16 protein-coding genes, 1 pseudogene and 1 riboswitch are annotated in these 16,573 nt (G+C 33.6%); of the genes and pseudogenes, 2 read left to right on the top strand and 15 right to left on the bottom strand.

The window, feature by feature from the left end; all coding sequences use genetic code 11:
- Positions 1-119: 119 nt before the first annotated feature.
- From CUL_RS0113845 to CUL_RS18995, 14 genes are all read right to left on the bottom strand, one after another.
- Positions 120-1,346, bottom strand: a complete 1,227-nt coding sequence (locus CUL_RS0113845) for a molybdopterin molybdotransferase MoeA (RefSeq protein ID WP_005586328.1) — start codon at positions 1,344-1,346, stop codon at positions 120-122.
- A 2-nt stretch (positions 1,347-1,348) separates the two neighbouring features.
- Complete coding sequence (locus tag CUL_RS0113840) at positions 1,349-1,981, bottom strand: ABC transporter ATP-binding protein (RefSeq protein ID WP_005586329.1); 633 nt, start codon at positions 1,979-1,981, stop codon at positions 1,349-1,351.
- A 1-nt stretch (position 1,982) separates the two neighbouring features.
- A complete protein-coding gene (locus tag CUL_RS0113835) occupies positions 1,983-2,681 on the bottom strand; it encodes an ABC transporter permease (RefSeq protein ID WP_005586330.1) in 699 nt (232 codons plus the stop codon).
- A gap of 68 nt (positions 2,682-2,749) precedes the next feature.
- Positions 2,750-3,661, bottom strand: coding sequence for an ABC transporter substrate-binding protein (locus CUL_RS0113830; RefSeq protein ID WP_025642267.1), 912 nt, complete (start codon positions 3,659-3,661; stop codon positions 2,750-2,752).
- A gap of 92 nt (positions 3,662-3,753) precedes the next feature.
- A riboswitch (molybdenum cofactor riboswitch) is annotated at positions 3,754-3,873 on the bottom strand.
- A complete protein-coding gene (fdhD, locus tag CUL_RS0113825; RefSeq protein ID WP_025642265.1) occupies positions 3,842-4,624 on the bottom strand; it encodes a formate dehydrogenase accessory sulfurtransferase FdhD in 783 nt (260 codons plus the stop codon). (Overlaps the previous riboswitch by 32 nt.)
- Before the next feature lie 10 nt (positions 4,625-4,634).
- Positions 4,635-5,240, bottom strand: a complete 606-nt coding sequence (gene mobA / locus CUL_RS0113820) for a molybdenum cofactor guanylyltransferase (RefSeq protein WP_025642264.1) — start codon at positions 5,238-5,240, stop codon at positions 4,635-4,637.
- 8 nt (positions 5,241-5,248) lie between these two features.
- Entirely contained in the window at positions 5,249-5,737 is a 489-nt protein-coding gene (locus tag CUL_RS0113815; protein WP_025642263.1) for a MogA/MoaB family molybdenum cofactor biosynthesis protein, read from the bottom strand.
- A 4-nt stretch (positions 5,738-5,741) separates the two neighbouring features.
- On the bottom strand, positions 5,742-8,420 hold the full coding sequence (gene fdhF, locus CUL_RS18500; protein ID WP_081722870.1) for a formate dehydrogenase subunit alpha: 2,679 nt from the start codon (positions 8,418-8,420) through the stop codon (positions 5,742-5,744).
- A 12-nt stretch (positions 8,421-8,432) separates the two neighbouring features.
- A complete protein-coding gene (locus CUL_RS0113800; RefSeq protein ID WP_005586339.1) occupies positions 8,433-9,368 on the bottom strand; it encodes an NADH-quinone oxidoreductase subunit G in 936 nt (311 codons plus the stop codon).
- 16 nt (positions 9,369-9,384) lie between these two features.
- Positions 9,385-11,172 (bottom strand): NADH-quinone oxidoreductase subunit NuoF, encoded by a 1,788-nt coding sequence (locus CUL_RS0113795; protein ID WP_025642258.1) that lies wholly within the window; start codon positions 11,170-11,172, stop codon positions 9,385-9,387.
- A gap of 117 nt (positions 11,173-11,289) precedes the next feature.
- Positions 11,290-11,775 carry an NADH-quinone oxidoreductase subunit NuoE family protein gene (locus CUL_RS0113790; protein WP_005586340.1) on the bottom strand — a complete coding sequence of 162 codons (486 nt, stop codon included), beginning with the start codon at positions 11,773-11,775 and terminating at the stop codon, positions 11,290-11,292.
- Positions 11,776-12,058: 283 nt separating this feature from the next.
- Positions 12,059-12,490 carry a hypothetical protein gene (locus CUL_RS17495; protein WP_005586341.1) on the bottom strand — a complete coding sequence of 144 codons (432 nt, stop codon included), beginning with the start codon at positions 12,488-12,490 and terminating at the stop codon, positions 12,059-12,061.
- Between the two features lie 12 nt (positions 12,491-12,502).
- On the bottom strand, positions 12,503-12,850 hold the full coding sequence (locus CUL_RS0113780) for a hypothetical protein (RefSeq protein WP_005586342.1): 348 nt from the start codon (positions 12,848-12,850) through the stop codon (positions 12,503-12,505).
- 29 nt (positions 12,851-12,879) lie between these two features.
- Positions 12,880-13,047, bottom strand: a complete 168-nt coding sequence (locus CUL_RS18995) for a hypothetical protein (RefSeq protein WP_157752670.1) — start codon at positions 13,045-13,047, stop codon at positions 12,880-12,882.
- An 824-nt stretch (positions 13,048-13,871) separates the two neighbouring features.
- Between CUL_RS18995 and CUL_RS0113765 the strand changes: the two genes are divergently transcribed.
- Positions 13,872-14,123, top strand: coding sequence for a hypothetical protein (locus CUL_RS0113765; protein WP_025640462.1), 252 nt, complete (start codon positions 13,872-13,874; stop codon positions 14,121-14,123).
- 511 nt (positions 14,124-14,634) lie between these two features.
- A complete protein-coding gene (locus CUL_RS0113760) occupies positions 14,635-15,876 on the top strand; it encodes an IS110 family RNA-guided transposase (RefSeq protein ID WP_025642256.1) in 1,242 nt (413 codons plus the stop codon).
- A gap of 516 nt (positions 15,877-16,392) precedes the next feature.
- Here the strand turns inward: CUL_RS0113760 and CUL_RS19190 are convergent.
- A pseudogene (locus CUL_RS19190) lies at positions 16,393-16,573 on the bottom strand (ATPase); the annotation flags it as partial.

Raw genomic sequence — 16,573 nt, 5'->3', positions numbered from 1 at the left:
TGAAGAATGTCGCTTTTAGTCTTTATATCCTTTAACAGGAGGCCCTTCGTGAAAAGATCCTTCGTCGGTAAGTTCATTCTACTACTCTCAGGATGACATGTAAAATGTTAGTTATACTATTACAGCAAATATACTTCCCTTTCTTCTCCCTTATATATTCCTTCTTCATAAGGTTTGATTATTATATATCCATCAGAGTTTGACAATAAAGTAATCATACCAGATTTACCAAAACTAGGAGTAGCATATATTTTACCATCCCTATTTTCTAATTTTACCATTTGATAAGTCTCCTGCCCTGGTGATGAAGGAAAGTTGAAATCCATTATAACCTTGGTTTTTAATTTATAATCTATAACTCCCATCTTTTTGTAAATATACTCCTCTACAATAGTTTTAAAAACTATAATGGAAGATACAGGATGGCCTGGAAGACCAACTATTAATTTACCCTTACCTTCTCCTAAAATTGTTGGTTTCCCTGGTTTTATAGAAATTCCGTGAACAAATACTCCCTTACCATTAAAAGAATCTATTACTTTACCAGTATAATCTCTAGTTCCTACAGAACTTCCTCCAGAAATCAGTACAATATCTGAAATAGCAATAGCTTTATCCACTTCTTTTCTTAAAAGCTCATAATCATCCTTTACAATAGTTTTTCCAGTAATTTCTCCTCCTAGTTTAACTATAGTAGAATAAAGGGTATAGCTATTTATATCTCTAATTTTACCTAGTTCTAATTCTTCATCTATATCTATAATCTCATCTCCCGTTGAAATTATATAGAATTTAGGTCTTTTATACACTTTAACCTTAGGTATACCTAAAGCGGCTAATACTCCTACTACCTCGGGATTTATCCTCCTTCCCTTTTTCAGAACCATTTCCCCTTTCTTTATATCGTCACCTTTTAAAACAATATTTTCATTAAAGGATATAGGTTTATATACCATAAGGTTTTCTTCATCTAGTTTTTCAGTATACTCTATCATTACCATTCCATCTGCTCCCTCAGGAATCATTCCTCCTGTTGGAACATACATAGTCTCTCCAGATTTTATGCTGCTTTTAGGAGTTTCTCCCATCTTAACTTCTCCCAAAATATTAAATAGGCTTGGCACCGATTCACTTGCCCCTTGGCTATCTTTAAACTTAATTGCATATCCATCTACGGTGGAACGGTTAAACTCTGGCACATTTATATTAGAATATATACTTTCTGCTAAAATTCTGTCTGTCGCCTCTAGTATAGATATTTCCTCTATTTTAAATTCATATTCTTTAAAATTTCTCATAATTCTATTCCTTGCTTCCTGGGTCGATACAACATCAAAAAAATCCATATTTAATAACCTACCTTTCCAGATTTTAAATAAATAATATTATGACATAATCTTTTAGATTGCTCTATATTATGGGTAACTATAAGTACAGTCCCCTTAGTTTCCTTATTAAATCTTAGTATTTCCCTTTCCATTATCTTTATAGATTCTGGGTCTATGTTAGATGTAGGTTCGTCTAAAAATAATAAATCAGGTTTAAAAACCAATGCTCTTGCTAAGCTAACTTTCTGAGATTCTCCTCCAGATAAAAGATGCCCTTTCTTATCCCTTAGCTCTTCTATTCCAAACCTTTTCATTATCTTCTTTACTTCTCTTTTCCTTTCATCCTTGTTTATACCCCTTACCTTTAAAGGGTATTCAATATTTTCATATACCTTCCTTCTAAAAAGGTAGGGTTTTTGCGATACTAAGGTCATCTTCTTATAAATACCTCCATCTAAAAGCTTTCCATCATATCTAATAATGCCAGAAAAATCCTTATCTAAACCAGACAAAATATTTAATAGAGTAGTTTTCCCAGAACCATTGGGACCTATTAGTCCTGTAATCTTTCCTCTTTCGATCTTTAAATCTTCTATATTTAATATTTCTCTTTCAGAATAAGTTTTTTTCAAATTAAAAATAGTGATTTCCATGCTAATCCTCTCCACTATAAGAATAGATTAAACTATTTATGACAAAAGAAATTATGAGTAAAACTATGCCTAAAGCAATTGCCATAGGATAGTCTCCCATAGAATTCATCATGGATATGGTAGTGGTAATAACTCTAGTCCGATTTTTAATATTACCTCCCACTATCATAACTGCTCCTACTTCCGATATGGCCCTAGAAAAGGCAGTAACTATATTGACTATTAAATCCACTTTAAGCTCTTTCATAGTCAATATTATAATATCCCTTTTGCTAGCTCCTAGGGTTATCCCTATTTTTTCTATTTCCTTTCCCCTATTTTTCGAAATACTATAGGTAAGCCCTAAAACCAACGGTGTTACTAACAAAACTTGCGCTATTACCATTGCTTTTGGAGTATATAGAAGATCAAATTCCCCAAAAGGACCTCTCCTTGAAAGTAAAATAGCAACAATTAGTCCTACAATTACCGAAGGAATACTCATAAAAGTATATAAAATCCGTGAAAAAGCTTTTTTTCCTTTAAAATTTTTTATCCCTAAATGTATTCCTAGTGGGATACAGATTAAAGAAGCTATTACAGTAGCTGTAGTAGAAACAAATAGGGATAATGTTATTATACCGTATACTTCCTTATCAAAACCTATTAATAACCTAATGGCTTCTTTAAATCCTTCTGCTATATAATCTATAATGATCACCGCCTATAGTTTAAAGCTGCATATTTTATCAACTGAATAAAATATGCAGCTTTAACTTCATATATTAATTATTTTGCATTTGGCACAAATAGAGGCATACCAAATTCCTCCACGCCATATTCTCCAATTAAGTTTTGTATATCCTCTGATAGCAACCAATCCATAAATATTTGGGCGCCTTCTTCATTAATTCTATCCTTCACTTTGTCATCAAATTTTTCTGGGTTTACTGGTATTATACCATATTGGTTGAATAGATTCTCGTCTCCTTCTATTATTATATCTAAATCTAATGTATCTCTCATGCTTAGATAGGTCGCTCTATCAGTAATAGTATATCCTTCCTTTTCATCTGTAATCTTTAATACATCTCCCATACCAGCTCCTGCCTCTAAATACCATTCTCCAGCTGGTTCAATTTCTGCTTCCTTCCATATGGAAAGCTCTTTTTTATGTGTCCCTGAATCATCCCCTCTAGATACAAAGATAGTTTCATTATCAGCAATATTCTTTAATCCTTCCAATATGTTATTTGGTGAATTTTCCTTTAATTTTAAAGGATCGTCCTTTGGCCCTACAAGAATGAAATCATTATACATTACGTCTTGTCTTTCCTTTCCATAGCCTTCTGCTACAAACTCTTCCTCAGATTCTTTAGCATGAACTAAAAGAATGTCTGCATCTCCATCTTTACCCATCTGTAAGGCCTTGCCTGTTCCTACAGCCACAACATCTACTTCTATACCAGTTTCTTCTTCAAATACTGGCAATATGTAGTCTAAAAGTCCACTGTCTTGAGTACTGGTAGTTGTGGATAATATTATTCTACCACCTGTCTTTTCTTCTGAATTAGTATCTTCTACCTTACTAGTATTTTCTTCAAGCTCTCCTAGGTCTTGTCCATCATTCTTTGGTGTACAACCTACCAAAATTGTAAAAATGAGTAAGATACTTAAAGATAATGCTAAAAATCTTTTCACAAAACCATCTCCTTTGTTTTTAAGTTTGTTATTTGTTAGTTTTCTCAAAATAAAAACAGCCCTCGAAAGGACTGTTAAAAACCATAAATAATTTATGGTTTTATAATCTTCCTTTCCAAACACGGGAGGCATAAGGGTTTCCCTTTATACCTAACGGCTTAATATCCATGGCATAAAGCTTTAGAAAATTAAGCTCGGAAAATTTGTGTAGATATTCATTTTTTGTCCTCTGGCAAATCCAATAAGGGTAATGCCCAGTTCTTTGGCTAACTCTACCGATAAACTAGTGGGAGCAGACCTAGAAACTATTACTGGAACCTGCCTTTTAGCTGATTTTATAAGGATTTCAGAGGATATTCTACCACTGGTTAAAATTATCTTATCCTTAGTATCAATTCCTTCTAGTAAAGCTTTTCCAAATATTTTATCTAGGGCATTATGTCTTCCTATATCTTCTTCAAATAGAATTATATCATTAGCACTACATAATGCACAACTATGGACCCCACCTGTATTCAAAAAAAGCTCTGATTTTTTATTAAACTTACTTATAAGCCTTTTTATATTTTCTACTTCTATGGACAAAGGTTCTTTTATCCTTTTGGATTTAAAGGAGTCCAATACATTATAGAATAGAGTTCCTTTTCCACAACCTGAGGTAATGGTCCTCTTTCCTCTAAGTTTTTCATTAAATTGGTTTATATTTTTAAGATAAATATAACCTATGCCCTTATCCTCATCTAACCTAATTCTATCTATATCTGAAAGAGAAGATATGAATTCTTCTGAAAAAAGAAAACCTACCATTAATTCTTTGAGAGAATTAGGACTACATAGTAATGTTATTATCTCTTCATCGTTTACAAATATGGTGAAGGGGTATTCCAATATTACTACATCCTCTTCTCCTTTGAATTCTTCACCCTTTATCCTGAGAATATCAACCCTTTTAATAGTATCCATCTTACCAACCTCAATTTTGACTATTGATTATTTTTAAATAGTCATTTAATTCTTCTTTAGTATTTAAATTCAAAAACATATCCCAATTAGGACTAAATTCTCTAGCTTTTTCTTCTTCTATATAATGAACAGGTAGTTTAGATATTAAAGAATTCACGGATCTTCCATTATTAGATAGATGCTCTTCTATGTCCTCTATCATATTCTTAGAGTAAAATGCATTAAAAGGCTCTATCCATTCTCCATACCTTGTCACACAAGCCTTTACCTTTAAATCTTTTAATTCTTTCTTCATATATTCAATATAATTTAAATTAATATTTGGCATATCACAGGCGACAAAATAAACATATTGGCTATAAGATGCCTTTAACCCGGCATGAATTCCTGATAGAGGCCCTTTCCCTACTATTATATCCTTAGTTATTTTGTCTGGAAATCCCAGGTAATATTCAGACCTATTAGTTACTACAACTATATCATCAAACATTTTATTTAATTTCCTTCTTAGATTATCTATAAGCCTTCTCTCGTTTATCTTTAGCAATTGCTTATCAAAACCCATCCGAGTGCTTTTTCCACCTGCAAGTATGACAGCTGTACCAAATTTTTTCATATTTTCACCTACCTAGCACAATCGCCAGTTTGGCCTGTTAGTATTTCTAAACCATGGTGAAGACTATCCATTATATATTCTAAGGATTCTTTGACTGCCTTAGGACTTCCAGGAAGATTTATTATCAAAGTTTCTCCCCTTATTCCTGAAACTGCTCTAGATAGCATTGCACGTTGGGTAATGCCAAGGCTATAGTATCTAATAGCCTCAGCTATACCGTTGGCCATCCTATCACAGGCTTTAATAGTAGCTTCAGGAGTTACATCTTTTGTACTAAATCCAGTTCCTCCTGTAGTTAGGATTAAATCTACTTTTAATTCATCAGCCATATATATCATCTCATCTAAAATGGTTTTTTCATCATCAGGAAGAATTATAGACTTTTCAACCTTATATCCTTTTGACTCTACTATCTCCCTAATAGTCTTTCCACTAATGTCTTCCCTTTCTCCTATAGAACCTTTATCACTAGCAGTAATTATCCCAACCCTAAACATAATTTCAACTCCCCAATTTCTCTATTCTAACAGCAGCTACTTTTAATTCTGGAATCTTCGCAATAGAATCCAGTTCGGTATTAGTAAGGTAGTTAGCTGCACCCTCAGCAAAATGGAAAGGCATAAATAGCACATTTTCATCTATTATATCCGTTACCTTTGCCCAGGTTGTAATGCTACCTCGCCTTGAAGTCAGCCTTACTTTTTCACCGTGAGAAATGCCTAACTTATTAGCTGTTACTTCATTTATCTCTACATAGGATTTAGGCGATAATTTGTTTAACCCTTCCACTCGCCCCGTCATAGTTCTTGTATGATAATGGTATAGTACCCTTCCTGTAGTAAAAATAAATGGGTATTGGGTATCAGCCAGTTCAGCACTATCTCTATGGTCTATAGCCATAAAGAGGCCTCTACCTCTAGCTATAGCAGCTTTATGAAGATATTTGGTTCCTGGATGATCTATATCTGGACAAGGCCATTGAATACCTTCTTTTTCTATCCTATCATAGGTAATCCCTCCATATTGGGGCACTACAGTTCTAATTTCCTCCATTATTTCGGAAGGATGTAAATATTTTTTATTGTAACCAAGTCCATTCATAAACTCCATCAATATCTGCCAATCGGGTTTAGAATTACCTACTGGTTCTATGGCTTTTCTTACCCTTTGGACCCTTCTCTCCGTATTAGTGAAAGTCCCATCCTTTTCTGCAAAAGATGCTGCTGGCAGTACTACATCAGCTAATTCTGCTGTTTCTGTTAAGAATATGTCCTGTACCACCAAAAAGTCTAAATTAGTCAAGGCTTTCCTTACATGGTTTATATCTGGGTCGGATACCATAGGGTTTTCTCCCATTATATATATAAATTTAATATCTCCCTTTTCTGCTTCATCGAATATTTCCGGTATGGTCAGGCCTACTTTATTTGGAATATTTGAATTCCACATCTCTTCAAACTTTTCTTGGACTTCTGGTTTAAATACCTTTTGGTATCCTGGTAAATCAGCTGGAAGTCCACCCATATCACAGGCACCTTGAACATTGTTTTGTCCTCTCAATGGATTTACTCCTGCTGAGACTTTCCCAATATTTCCGCAAAGTAAGCTTAAATTAGATATACTCATTACAGAATGGGTTCCTGTAGTATGTTGGGTTATTCCCATGGCATAATAAATTCCTGCTTTTTCTGCTTCTGCATATATAAGGGCCGCTTTTATAATATCTTCTTCATCTACTCCACATATTTCTGCAACCCTCTCTGGAGTATATTGTTTCATTACCCTTTCAAACTCTTCAAAATTCTCCGTTCTTTCTTCAATAAACTTCTTATCATGTAAACCGCGATCTAAAATTACATTCATCATTCCATTTAATAGGGCTATATTAGTTCCTGGCTTAATTTGTAGAAATACATCAGCATAGTCTGCTAATTCAATCCTCCTTGGATCAGCTACTATTAGTTTTGCCCCCTTTTTCATTGCTCTTTTCATAACCGTCCCTATTACTGGATGGTTTTCAGTAGTATTAGAACCAATTACAAATATAGCGTCTGTATTGAGTATCTCTTCAATACTATTAGTCATAGCACCACTTCCTAATGTTGTTGCAAGACCTGCAACGGTGGAAGAATGTCAGAGTCGGGCACAATGGTCTACATTATTGGTTCCTATTACTGCTCTGAATAACTTCTGGAATAAATAGTTTTCTTCATTAGTACATCTAGCGGAAGTAAGGCCTGCGAAGGCTTCTGATCCATACTCTCCCTTTATTTCTTTTACTTTGCTCACTATTAATTTATATGCATCATCCCAACTGGCTTCTTCAAACTTGCCATTCCTCTTTATAAGTGGAGTTTTTAATCTGTCTGGATGATTAATAAAGGGATATCCAAACCTTCCCTTAACACAAAGTAGCCCATTATTGGCCTTACCTCTTGCTGGTTCTACACCTACAACCCTGTCTCCTTTTACCAACAATTCCATCTGGCAACCTACGCCACAGTAGGAACAAGTAGTTTTTACTTTTTTCACTTCCCAAAGTCTAAACTTTTCCTTCCTCTTTGGCATTAACGCTCCTACTGGACATGCTGCTACACAGTTTCCACAGGATACGCAATTAGAAGTAGCTAATCCCATATCGAAAGGGGTAACTACCTTAGTATGGAAGCCCCTGTTTTCTAGTCCAATAGCATCGGTACATTGTAGTTCAGAACATACCCTAACGCATTTACCACATAAGATACATTTATTAGGGTCATAGGTATAAAAATGATTGGAATAATCTATAGGATAATCCTTCTTATCTCCTTCATAAGTTCCCATTTCCACTCCATATTCAAAGCAATAATTTTGCAAATCACATGCTCCCGATTTATCACAAATAAGGCAATCATTTGGATGGTTTGAAAACAATAGATCTAATATATCCTTTCTTGCATTAATTACTTTTTCACTATGGGTTTCTATGACCATTCCATCCCTTACCTTAAGGGAACAGGAAGTTTCAAGCTTTCCTTTTCCCTTTACTTCAACTAAGCATAATCTACAGGCAGCATGGGGTTCTAGTCTATCATCATAACATAAAGTTGGAATATCTATACCTATTTTTCTACAGGCCTCAAGTACTGTAATATGGTCTTCCACATTATACATCTTACCATTTATGGTTATTTCAGCCATCTTATTCAACTCCTACTTACTTTTCTCTTCTTCCAATAGTTTTTCAAATACACCGTCTAGCTCTAAAGCTTCCTTCCAACTAGTTCCTACGAACTTTCCATTTTCCTTTTTATAAGGGGTTTCTGGTTCATCTACATACAGTAATTCGGTAGTAAGTCTTCCCTTTAAGCATAAAGGTCTTCCCTCAGAAGGAGCTTTCGCCCTAACGGCAATATTTTTACCCTTTTTAGATAACACCTCAAAATTACATCCATAATTACAAGCTTTACATTTTATACTTTTTATTTCACTATCCCAAACTCTTGTCTTTCCTAAAACCCTCCTATCTATAAGGGCACCTACAGGACATGCTACTACGCACCTATTACAGGAGACACAAGTGGATTCTTCTAAAGAGAAATCTGCATCTGCAACTATCCTTGTATCAAATCCTCTTCCTGCAAAAGATAAGACTTTTCTGTCATGTACTTGAGAGCAAGTTCTGACACATTTGCCACAGAGTATACATTTGCTATCATCTTTTAAAATATAAGGGCTTGACGTGTCTACATAGTTAGGTCTTCTTGCTCCATCGTGTTCTCTAAATTTTACATCATATCTATAAGCATATTGTTGTAGCAAACATTCCCCTGCTTTTTGACAAGTTAAACAGTCATTAGGATGGTTGTCTAAAAGCAATTGAAGGATTTCTCTTCTTATGGCTACCACCTTTTCAGACTCAGTATATACTACCATTCCTTCTTTTACTTTTGTAGAACAGGAAGTTTCTAATTTCTTTCTTCCCTCAATCTCCACTAAACAAAGCCTACAAGCGGAAACCACCTCCAAATTAGGATCATAGCATAATGCTGGGATATCTATTCCTACCTTTTTAGCAGCTTGAATGACATAATAATCCTTAGGCACAGTTACTTTTTTCCCATCTATAGTAAGAGTTACATTTTCCATAATAAACCTCCCATTTCTATCTCTTGATTACAGCGCCAGTCGGGCAAACTTCCATACATGTACCACATTTAATACATTCATCAGTATTTATTACATGTCTTTCCTTTACTTTGCCACTAATACATGAAACAGGACAGTTTCTAGCACATTTAGTACAACCTATACAGTCCTCTGTAATGAAGAATTGTAAAAGGGCCTGACATGAACCTGCAGGACATCTTTTCTCATAAACATGAGCTTCGTATTCATCTCTAAAATATTTCATAGTAGATATTACTGGGTTTGCAGCTGTTTGCCCTAAGCCACATAGGGACCCATTGGTTATGGTTTCAGATAAGGATTCGAGCCTATCTAAATCTTCCGGTGTTCCTTCTCCATTAGTTATCCTTTCTAATATTTCCAGCATTCTCTTAGTTCCTTCTCTACATGGTACACATTTACCACAGGATTCCTCAACAGTAAAATCTAAGAAAAACCTTGCAATGTCTACCATACAATTGTCTTCGTCCATTACTACCATTCCACCAGAGCCCATTATAGAACCTAATTTTGCTAAAGAAATAAAGTCAACAGGAGTATCTATATATTCTTTAGGTATACAGCCACCAGAAGGCCCTCCTGTTTGAATTGCTTTAAATTCCTTTCCTTTAGGAATACCTCCGCCTATATCATATATTATATCTCTTAATGTAACTCCCATGGGTACCTCAATAAGTCCCGTATTTTCTATCTTTCCTCCTAATGCAAATACCTTTGTTCCAGGTGAATCTTCCGTTCCAATGTTTTTAAACCATTCTACCCCATTTTGGAATATAGCAGGAATATTTGCAAAAGTTTCTACATTGTTTATTATAGTTGGCTTTCCCCATAATCCTTTATGAGCAGTCCTATTGATTTTGGTTCTAGGCATTCCCCTTTTTCCTTCAATGGATTCCATTAAAGCCGTTCCTTCTCCACATACAAAGGCTCCTGCACCTAGCCTTAACTCTATATCGAAACTAAAATCAGTTCCTAGAATGTTTTTGCCTAGTAACCCATTTTCCTTAGCTTGCTCTATAGCCACTTCTAATCTGTGTACAGCTATTGGATACTCTGCCCTTACGTAGATATAGCCTTGGTCTGAGCCTATTGCATAGCCACATATAGCCATAGCCTCTAAAACGGAATGGGGGTCTCCTTCAAGGATAGATCTATCCATAAATGCACCTGGATCCCCTTCATCTGCATTACATATTACATATTTTTGATCTGCTGGATATTTAAAAGCCGTTTCCCATTTTCGACCTGCTGGGAAACCTGCTCCACCTCTTCCCCTTAAGTTAGATTCCTTTACAAATTCAATAACTTCTTCTTGAGTCAATTCAGTTATAACCTTAGCTAAAGCTTGATATCCGTCAAAGGCAATATATTCATCAATATCTTCTGGATTTATAAGTCCACAGTTTCTTAAAGCAACTCTTGTTTGCTTTTTATAAAAATTAACCTCACTTACTGGCATAATAGCCTCTTCTTCAATAGCTCCCTGGTATAATAATCTTTTTACGATATGTCCTTTTTGGAAATGTTCTTCTACTATTTCATCAACATCTTCTAACTTCACATGACTATAGAATATACCCTCTGGATATATAACTATATTGGGGCCAGCTTCACAAAGACCAAAACAACCAGTTAATGTTACCTGAATATTGTCTAATCCTCTTTCCTTAACCTTTTTTTCCAATAACTCTCTGATTTCATCTCCTTCAGATGAGTGACAGCCTGTACCACCACATACTAAAACATGAGTCAAATGGGCCTCCATATCCTTCTGATCAAAAGATATTGTAGACTGTTCTTTTTGTCTTAAGCTAATTTTTTCTAATGTTTCCTCTTTAATTCTATTTAATTCACCTATGGTTTTCAAATTTCCACCTCCAGATTATCTATATTTCTCTATAATCTCTTTTACATCATCAGGATTTAACTTTCCATATACATCTTCATTGACGGTCAATACTGGTGCTAATCCACAAGCTCCCAAACACCTAGTTGCATCAATGGAGAATTTTCTATCCGGTGTAGTTTGTCCCACACCAATTCCCAGTAATTCTTCTACCTTATCCAATATTTCCTGAGCACCCTTTACATAACAGGCAGTGCCTAAACATACTCCTATTTTATATTCTCCTTTTGGTATTAGGGAAAATTGGGAGTAAAATGTAGCTACTCCATAAATTTCAGATAAGGGGATTCTAAGTTCTTCTGAGATCATCTTTTGAACTTCAATAGGAAGGTAGCCGAATAAGTTTTGAGCTTCATGTAAGACTGCCATCAATGCTCCCTTCTTCCTCTTGTTTTCTCTCATAAAAATTTTTAAATCCTTTAACTTTTCTTCGTTTGCTTCCAAGTCAAATGCAAACTCCATACAAAACCCTCCTTTTTTGCCATAATAATAAAGAAGTAAATTAAATTTTAAATATTAAAATAATTGAAATGAAAAATTTTATGCTAAAAATATTAATTTTACAAGAATGGCATTTTATAAAAGCACCTTAAAACAATATTAATTTAATGTTATTTTATTTGTTTATATTTGTCAATGTTAATAATACCTAAAATAAAATATAACAAATCGACCTAAATTTTACTTGATGTCATTGGCTATTAGGTCGATTTGTTATAGCTTTTTACATTTTGAATGAACAACATTAATTGTTTCTAATATCCAAATCCTTAGGCTTTCCATTCCCTTTAAACATAATATTGCCAGAAAGTGTTTTTATACCATATAGTGCCATAACTGAAATGCAAGCCATTGTCCCAAGTTTTCCTCCTATTCCTATAAAAACATCATTTGAAATAACAAATAGTGTACTTAAAAAAATAGATGCTACTATAATTTCCATAGAATTTTGGATCTGCTCTTTTCCCGACATCCCTATATAAGAGCCAGCAGCAGTAGCCGCAGCCATAGTCAAACCAGAATCCTTAAATAAAAAAGGTAAGACTATACCACTAAAAAAGGTCACTATTGCAGAAGCAAATACTGGACCCTTTTTCAATTTATGATTTATATAGAAAGTAGAAACTCCTCCTAATATTACCATAATAAATATTTTAAAAACCATTACCTTATCCACATATCTGCCTCCTTAAAACAATTTAAAAATTCCTAAAGTAATTAATACAGACAAAGCTGCAATAGTTCCTAGTTTACCTCCATACCCATTAAAAACAGCCTGTACTAGCATAAATATAATACCTACTAATAATCCAGCTAAAATAGCCATTAAATAATTAGTCAAGATTGCAGAAGAAGACATGCCTGCAAAAGATGCCGTATAAGTTACTAAGGCTAAATCCTTAGGTAAAAGAAAAAAGGATACTAATCCTACCAATCCTGAAGCTGCCATAGGATTAATATTTAAAGTGACATTTAAAAAATAAGTGGCAACTGTTCCAACTAATGCGGCAATTAATACCTTGAAATCTTTACTCATAGCAATCTACTCCTTATGTATGTATGCATTTATTTAATTTCTTTAATATGAGAATAAACTCCTGTTAGGTAAAACAATAATATACCAATTATTAAAAAGTTTATCAATACATTATTATTACTGGTAACAATAGATTGATAGATCAAATATATCCCTGTAGAAATTAGTAATAAAAGAGATAATGCATTTTTAATCATAGTTTCTAACCCCCTTAATTATTCAAAATACTATTAGTTTGTTTATTATTTCACATAGTGTGGCGCATTTTGTTTCTTTAAATTAACATATTCCATTAGTTTAAGAGATTAAAATCCTGAATATTAATTTTTAATTAAGTATCCTTTAAAAATAATAAAATATTTAACAATTGAATAATACCATAAATCCAATATTTATTCAACACTTATTAGAATTTTTTTATAATTAGCACACATATATTTATTTAATTTTATTTCAATATCTTTGCAATTTTAACTGAATTACTTAATATCAACTATAATTATATTGTCTAAATATTAACAATATTTTATAGTTTTCTATTTTCTTAATTTCTTTTTCATTTGTAAAAACATATTCATCTTCTGGATGAATTCGAATTAAAATCACAGGTATGCGCAATAAATTTATGAAAGGTATATAAAAAGCAGCATAAAGATGAACCGACCCCATTAGTTAGATTTTGGTCCACTTTTGGGAATCGGTTCAAGAAACGGCTATTTTATTATATATACTTACTTATTTTAGAAGTATTATAACATACTAGTTATTATTATTCTATTGTATCGCTATCTTACTAGCATATTAGGTATACTAAAATATCCTTCTCTTCCAAATATAATGTTCTCCCTACTTATTCTAGTATATACTCCAGCAAATTCCCCATTATACATATAAACTCCAATATTTAGCTTNCTGGGTTATCACCAGGCTGCAATGAGAGTGACAGGAAAAACTAAATACTACAAAAACAAGACATGGAAATCCGTATATAAAAAGTATTCTATGTGAAGTAGCTTGGACAGTGACACGAAGAAAAGGAACATATTTATCAAACTGGTATTGGAAGGTAAAGCAAAGAAGGGGTACTAAAAAAGCTATTATTGGATTAGCACGCAAGATATTAGTAATTATCTATACTCTTTTAAAAGAGAACTTATCATATGATGAGGACAAATTTACAGAAATACAAGTGAATCATGAAAAGCAGAGAGAAAAGAAACTTATCCGAGAATTAAAAAAACGAGGATATATGGTTGAACCTCTAATTGCTTAATTGTTTCACCTAAAATCACCTAAAAATTGTACATAAAGCATATATAAGTAGCTTGGGGAAACCCTAAAAGGGCCTCCCGGGCATTTTATTGCTCAAAAAACAAGGGATAGATTATTCATAAGAAGTAAAGAAGAAGGTGGGATCTATTAAAGAGGAGCCTACTAACTAAATCATTTTCGTGTGAAATATATTAAAAGCTTACTAACCATCATGACTTGAAGACACAAAGGGGAATGAAAATGTAGTGACTACTAATAATCGTTCCCCTAAATTATGTTGAAGATGTTTATAACTACTATTAAATGGATATCTTAAAAACGGGACAAGAAAAAAGGATGATAATAAGAATGGCGGTTGATCCCCGGGTACTAACCTATCTTGATAGCCCAAGAGTACAAAGGAGTGTTGCATTAGTTTTACTTCTTAGGAATAAAACTGATAGCACGTGTGTGAAATTTTAGATTTTCTCAGGCTATCAATCTTGTCACTAAAACATATTGGAGTGAAGGTAATGGAAGCAATATTAGAAATATGTTGCGGGTTGGATGTTCATAGGGATAACATAGTAGCATGTATCACCAAGGGTGCCTTGAATTGCAAACCAACATCAGAAATAAGGAAGTTTTCAGCTCTTCAGCATGGCTTAAAAAGTCTTAAAGAATGGCTAGAAAAAGAAGATTGCCACCATGTAGCGATGGAAAGTACAGGAGTATATTGGAAACCAGTATATGTAGCACTTGAAGATGCTTTTGAAGGTGATATAGAAATATTGCTAGTAAATGCTCAAAAAATAAAGAATGTGCCTGGTCGAAAAACAGATGTAAAGGATTCGGAATGGATAGCGAGCCTATTAAGATCTGGGCTACTTTCAGGAAGTTTTATTCCAGAAAAAGAAGTAAGGAAACTAAGAGACCTTACCCGATATAGAAAAAGCATAGTTCACGAAGTAAGTAATCAAAAGAATCGAATAGAAAAGTTTCTTCAGAGCTGTGGTTTTAAGTTGTCTACATTTATGTCAGATGTTTTTGGAGCATCAGGTAGATTAATAATAAATCACCTCATTGACCATGGCAATGTAAATGTCGAAGAATTAGATTCATTAATAAAAGGAGTTCTCAGAAAGAAACAATCAGATATAGCATTAGCTATAAATGGAAGCTTAAATGAACATGAGAGAAGTTTTTTGTCTATGCAAATGCGTCATTTGCTACAGATGGAAGAAAACATAGAGGAACTAGATAATAGCATAGATAAATATCTTGAGAAGTTCAAGGAAGCTGAGGAAACACTAGACGGAATACCTGGGATAAGTAAGGTAGCAGCAGCTGCCATTATTGCTGAAATAGGAATAGATATGAGCAAATTTCCTGATCCAGAGCATATTTGCTCGTGGGCTGGGTTATCACCAGGCTGCAATGAGAGTGCAGGAAAAACTAAATCTACAAAAACAAGACATGGAAATCCGTATATAAAAAGTATTCTATGTGAAGTAGCTTGGACAGTGACACGAAGAAAAGGAACATATTTATCAAACTGGTATTGGAAGGTAAAGCAAAGAAGGGGTACTAAAAAAGCTATTATTGGATTAGCACGCAAGATATTAGTAATTATCTATACTCTTTTAAAAGAGAACTTATCATATGATGAGGACAAATTTACAGAAATACAAGTGAATCATGAAAAGCAGAGAGAAAAGAAACTTATCCGAGAATTAAAAAAACGAGGATATATGGTTGAACCTCTAATTGCTTAATTGTTTCACCTAAAATCACCTAAAAATTGTACATAAAGCATATATAAGTAGCTTGGGGAAACCCTAAAAGGGCCTCCCGGGCATTTTATTGCTCAAAAAACAAGGGATAGATTATTCATAAGAAGTAAAGAAGAAGGTGGGATCTATTAAAGAGGAGCCTACTAACTAAATCATTTTCGTGTGAACTTTTTAATCGGTTGGAGCGGTTTATCCATCCATAGCCAAGCTCTAAACTTTATTAACGGTACAGATATTGATAGTAAAATTTATATATTTGCCAAATTTCTTCATGGTATTTTTTCTTCTATCTATGGACTAATACTATATTTAATAAAGTATAAAAATATAATCAAGCCCTCCTTTATGCCAGGCCTTCCTTGGCAAGAATCCCTATACCCTTTAAGTTGGCCTTATTTATTTTTTAACTCTTTTAAACTTGCAATATTTATAACGGTCTACATGTTAATATGTTCTTTGATCCTATTGATAATATACTATTTACTTCCACAGGATTGATTATTTATCCCCTCTTAACTCCTGCCTATTTTTGTTTAATAGGTCAATAATCTCTTTTAAATCTTCTTGGGTTTCATGCAAAATATTATCTGCATATTCTAAAGCACCTAAACGAATGCTCTTAGCATTGTTTTGAGCCTTAGTAATAATCTCTTCAGCCCTTTCTTTGGCTTTTTTTGTA

The sequence above is a fragment of the [Clostridium] ultunense DSM 10521 genome, from assembly GCF_000511955.1.
Classification (GTDB): domain Bacteria; phylum Bacillota; class Clostridia; order Tissierellales; family Tepidimicrobiaceae; genus Schnuerera; species Schnuerera ultunensis.
Note: the sequence above shows the minus strand (reverse complement) of the source record. Positions and strands in the feature narration are given on the sequence as shown.

Bases quoted from the DNA above. Each gene is read 5' to 3' on its own strand.
- CUL_RS18995 (WP_157752670.1), bottom strand. From the start codon at position 13,047: ATGATTAAAAATGCATTATCTCTTTTATTACTAATTTCTACAGGGATA.
- mobA (WP_025642264.1), bottom strand. From the start codon at position 5,240: ATGAAAAAATTTGGTACAGCTGTCATACTTGCAGGTGGAAAAAGCACT.
- CUL_RS0113790 (WP_005586340.1), bottom strand. From the start codon at position 11,775: ATGGAGTTTGCATTTGACTTGGAAGCAAACGAAGAAAAGTTAAAGGAT.
- CUL_RS0113800 (WP_005586339.1), bottom strand. From the start codon at position 9,368: ATGGAAAATGTAACTCTTACTATAGATGGGAAAAAAGTAACTGTGCCT.
- fdhD (WP_025642265.1), bottom strand. From the start codon at position 4,624: ATGGATACTATTAAAAGGGTTGATATTCTCAGGATAAAGGGTGAAGAA.
- CUL_RS0113780 (WP_005586342.1), bottom strand. From the start codon at position 12,850: ATGAGTAAAGATTTCAAGGTATTAATTGCCGCATTAGTTGGAACAGTT.
- CUL_RS0113760 (WP_025642256.1), top strand. From the start codon at position 14,635: ATGGAAGCAATATTAGAAATATGTTGCGGGTTGGATGTTCATAGGGAT.
- CUL_RS0113845 (WP_005586328.1), bottom strand. From the start codon at position 1,346: ATGGATTTTTTTGATGTTGTATCGACCCAGGAAGCAAGGAATAGAATT.
- CUL_RS0113840 (WP_005586329.1), bottom strand. From the start codon at position 1,981: ATGGAAATCACTATTTTTAATTTGAAAAAAACTTATTCTGAAAGAGAA.
- CUL_RS0113795 (WP_025642258.1), bottom strand. From the start codon at position 11,172: ATGGAGGCCCATTTGACTCATGTTTTAGTATGTGGTGGTACAGGCTGT.
- CUL_RS0113815 (WP_025642263.1), bottom strand. From the start codon at position 5,737: ATGTTTAGGGTTGGGATAATTACTGCTAGTGATAAAGGTTCTATAGGA.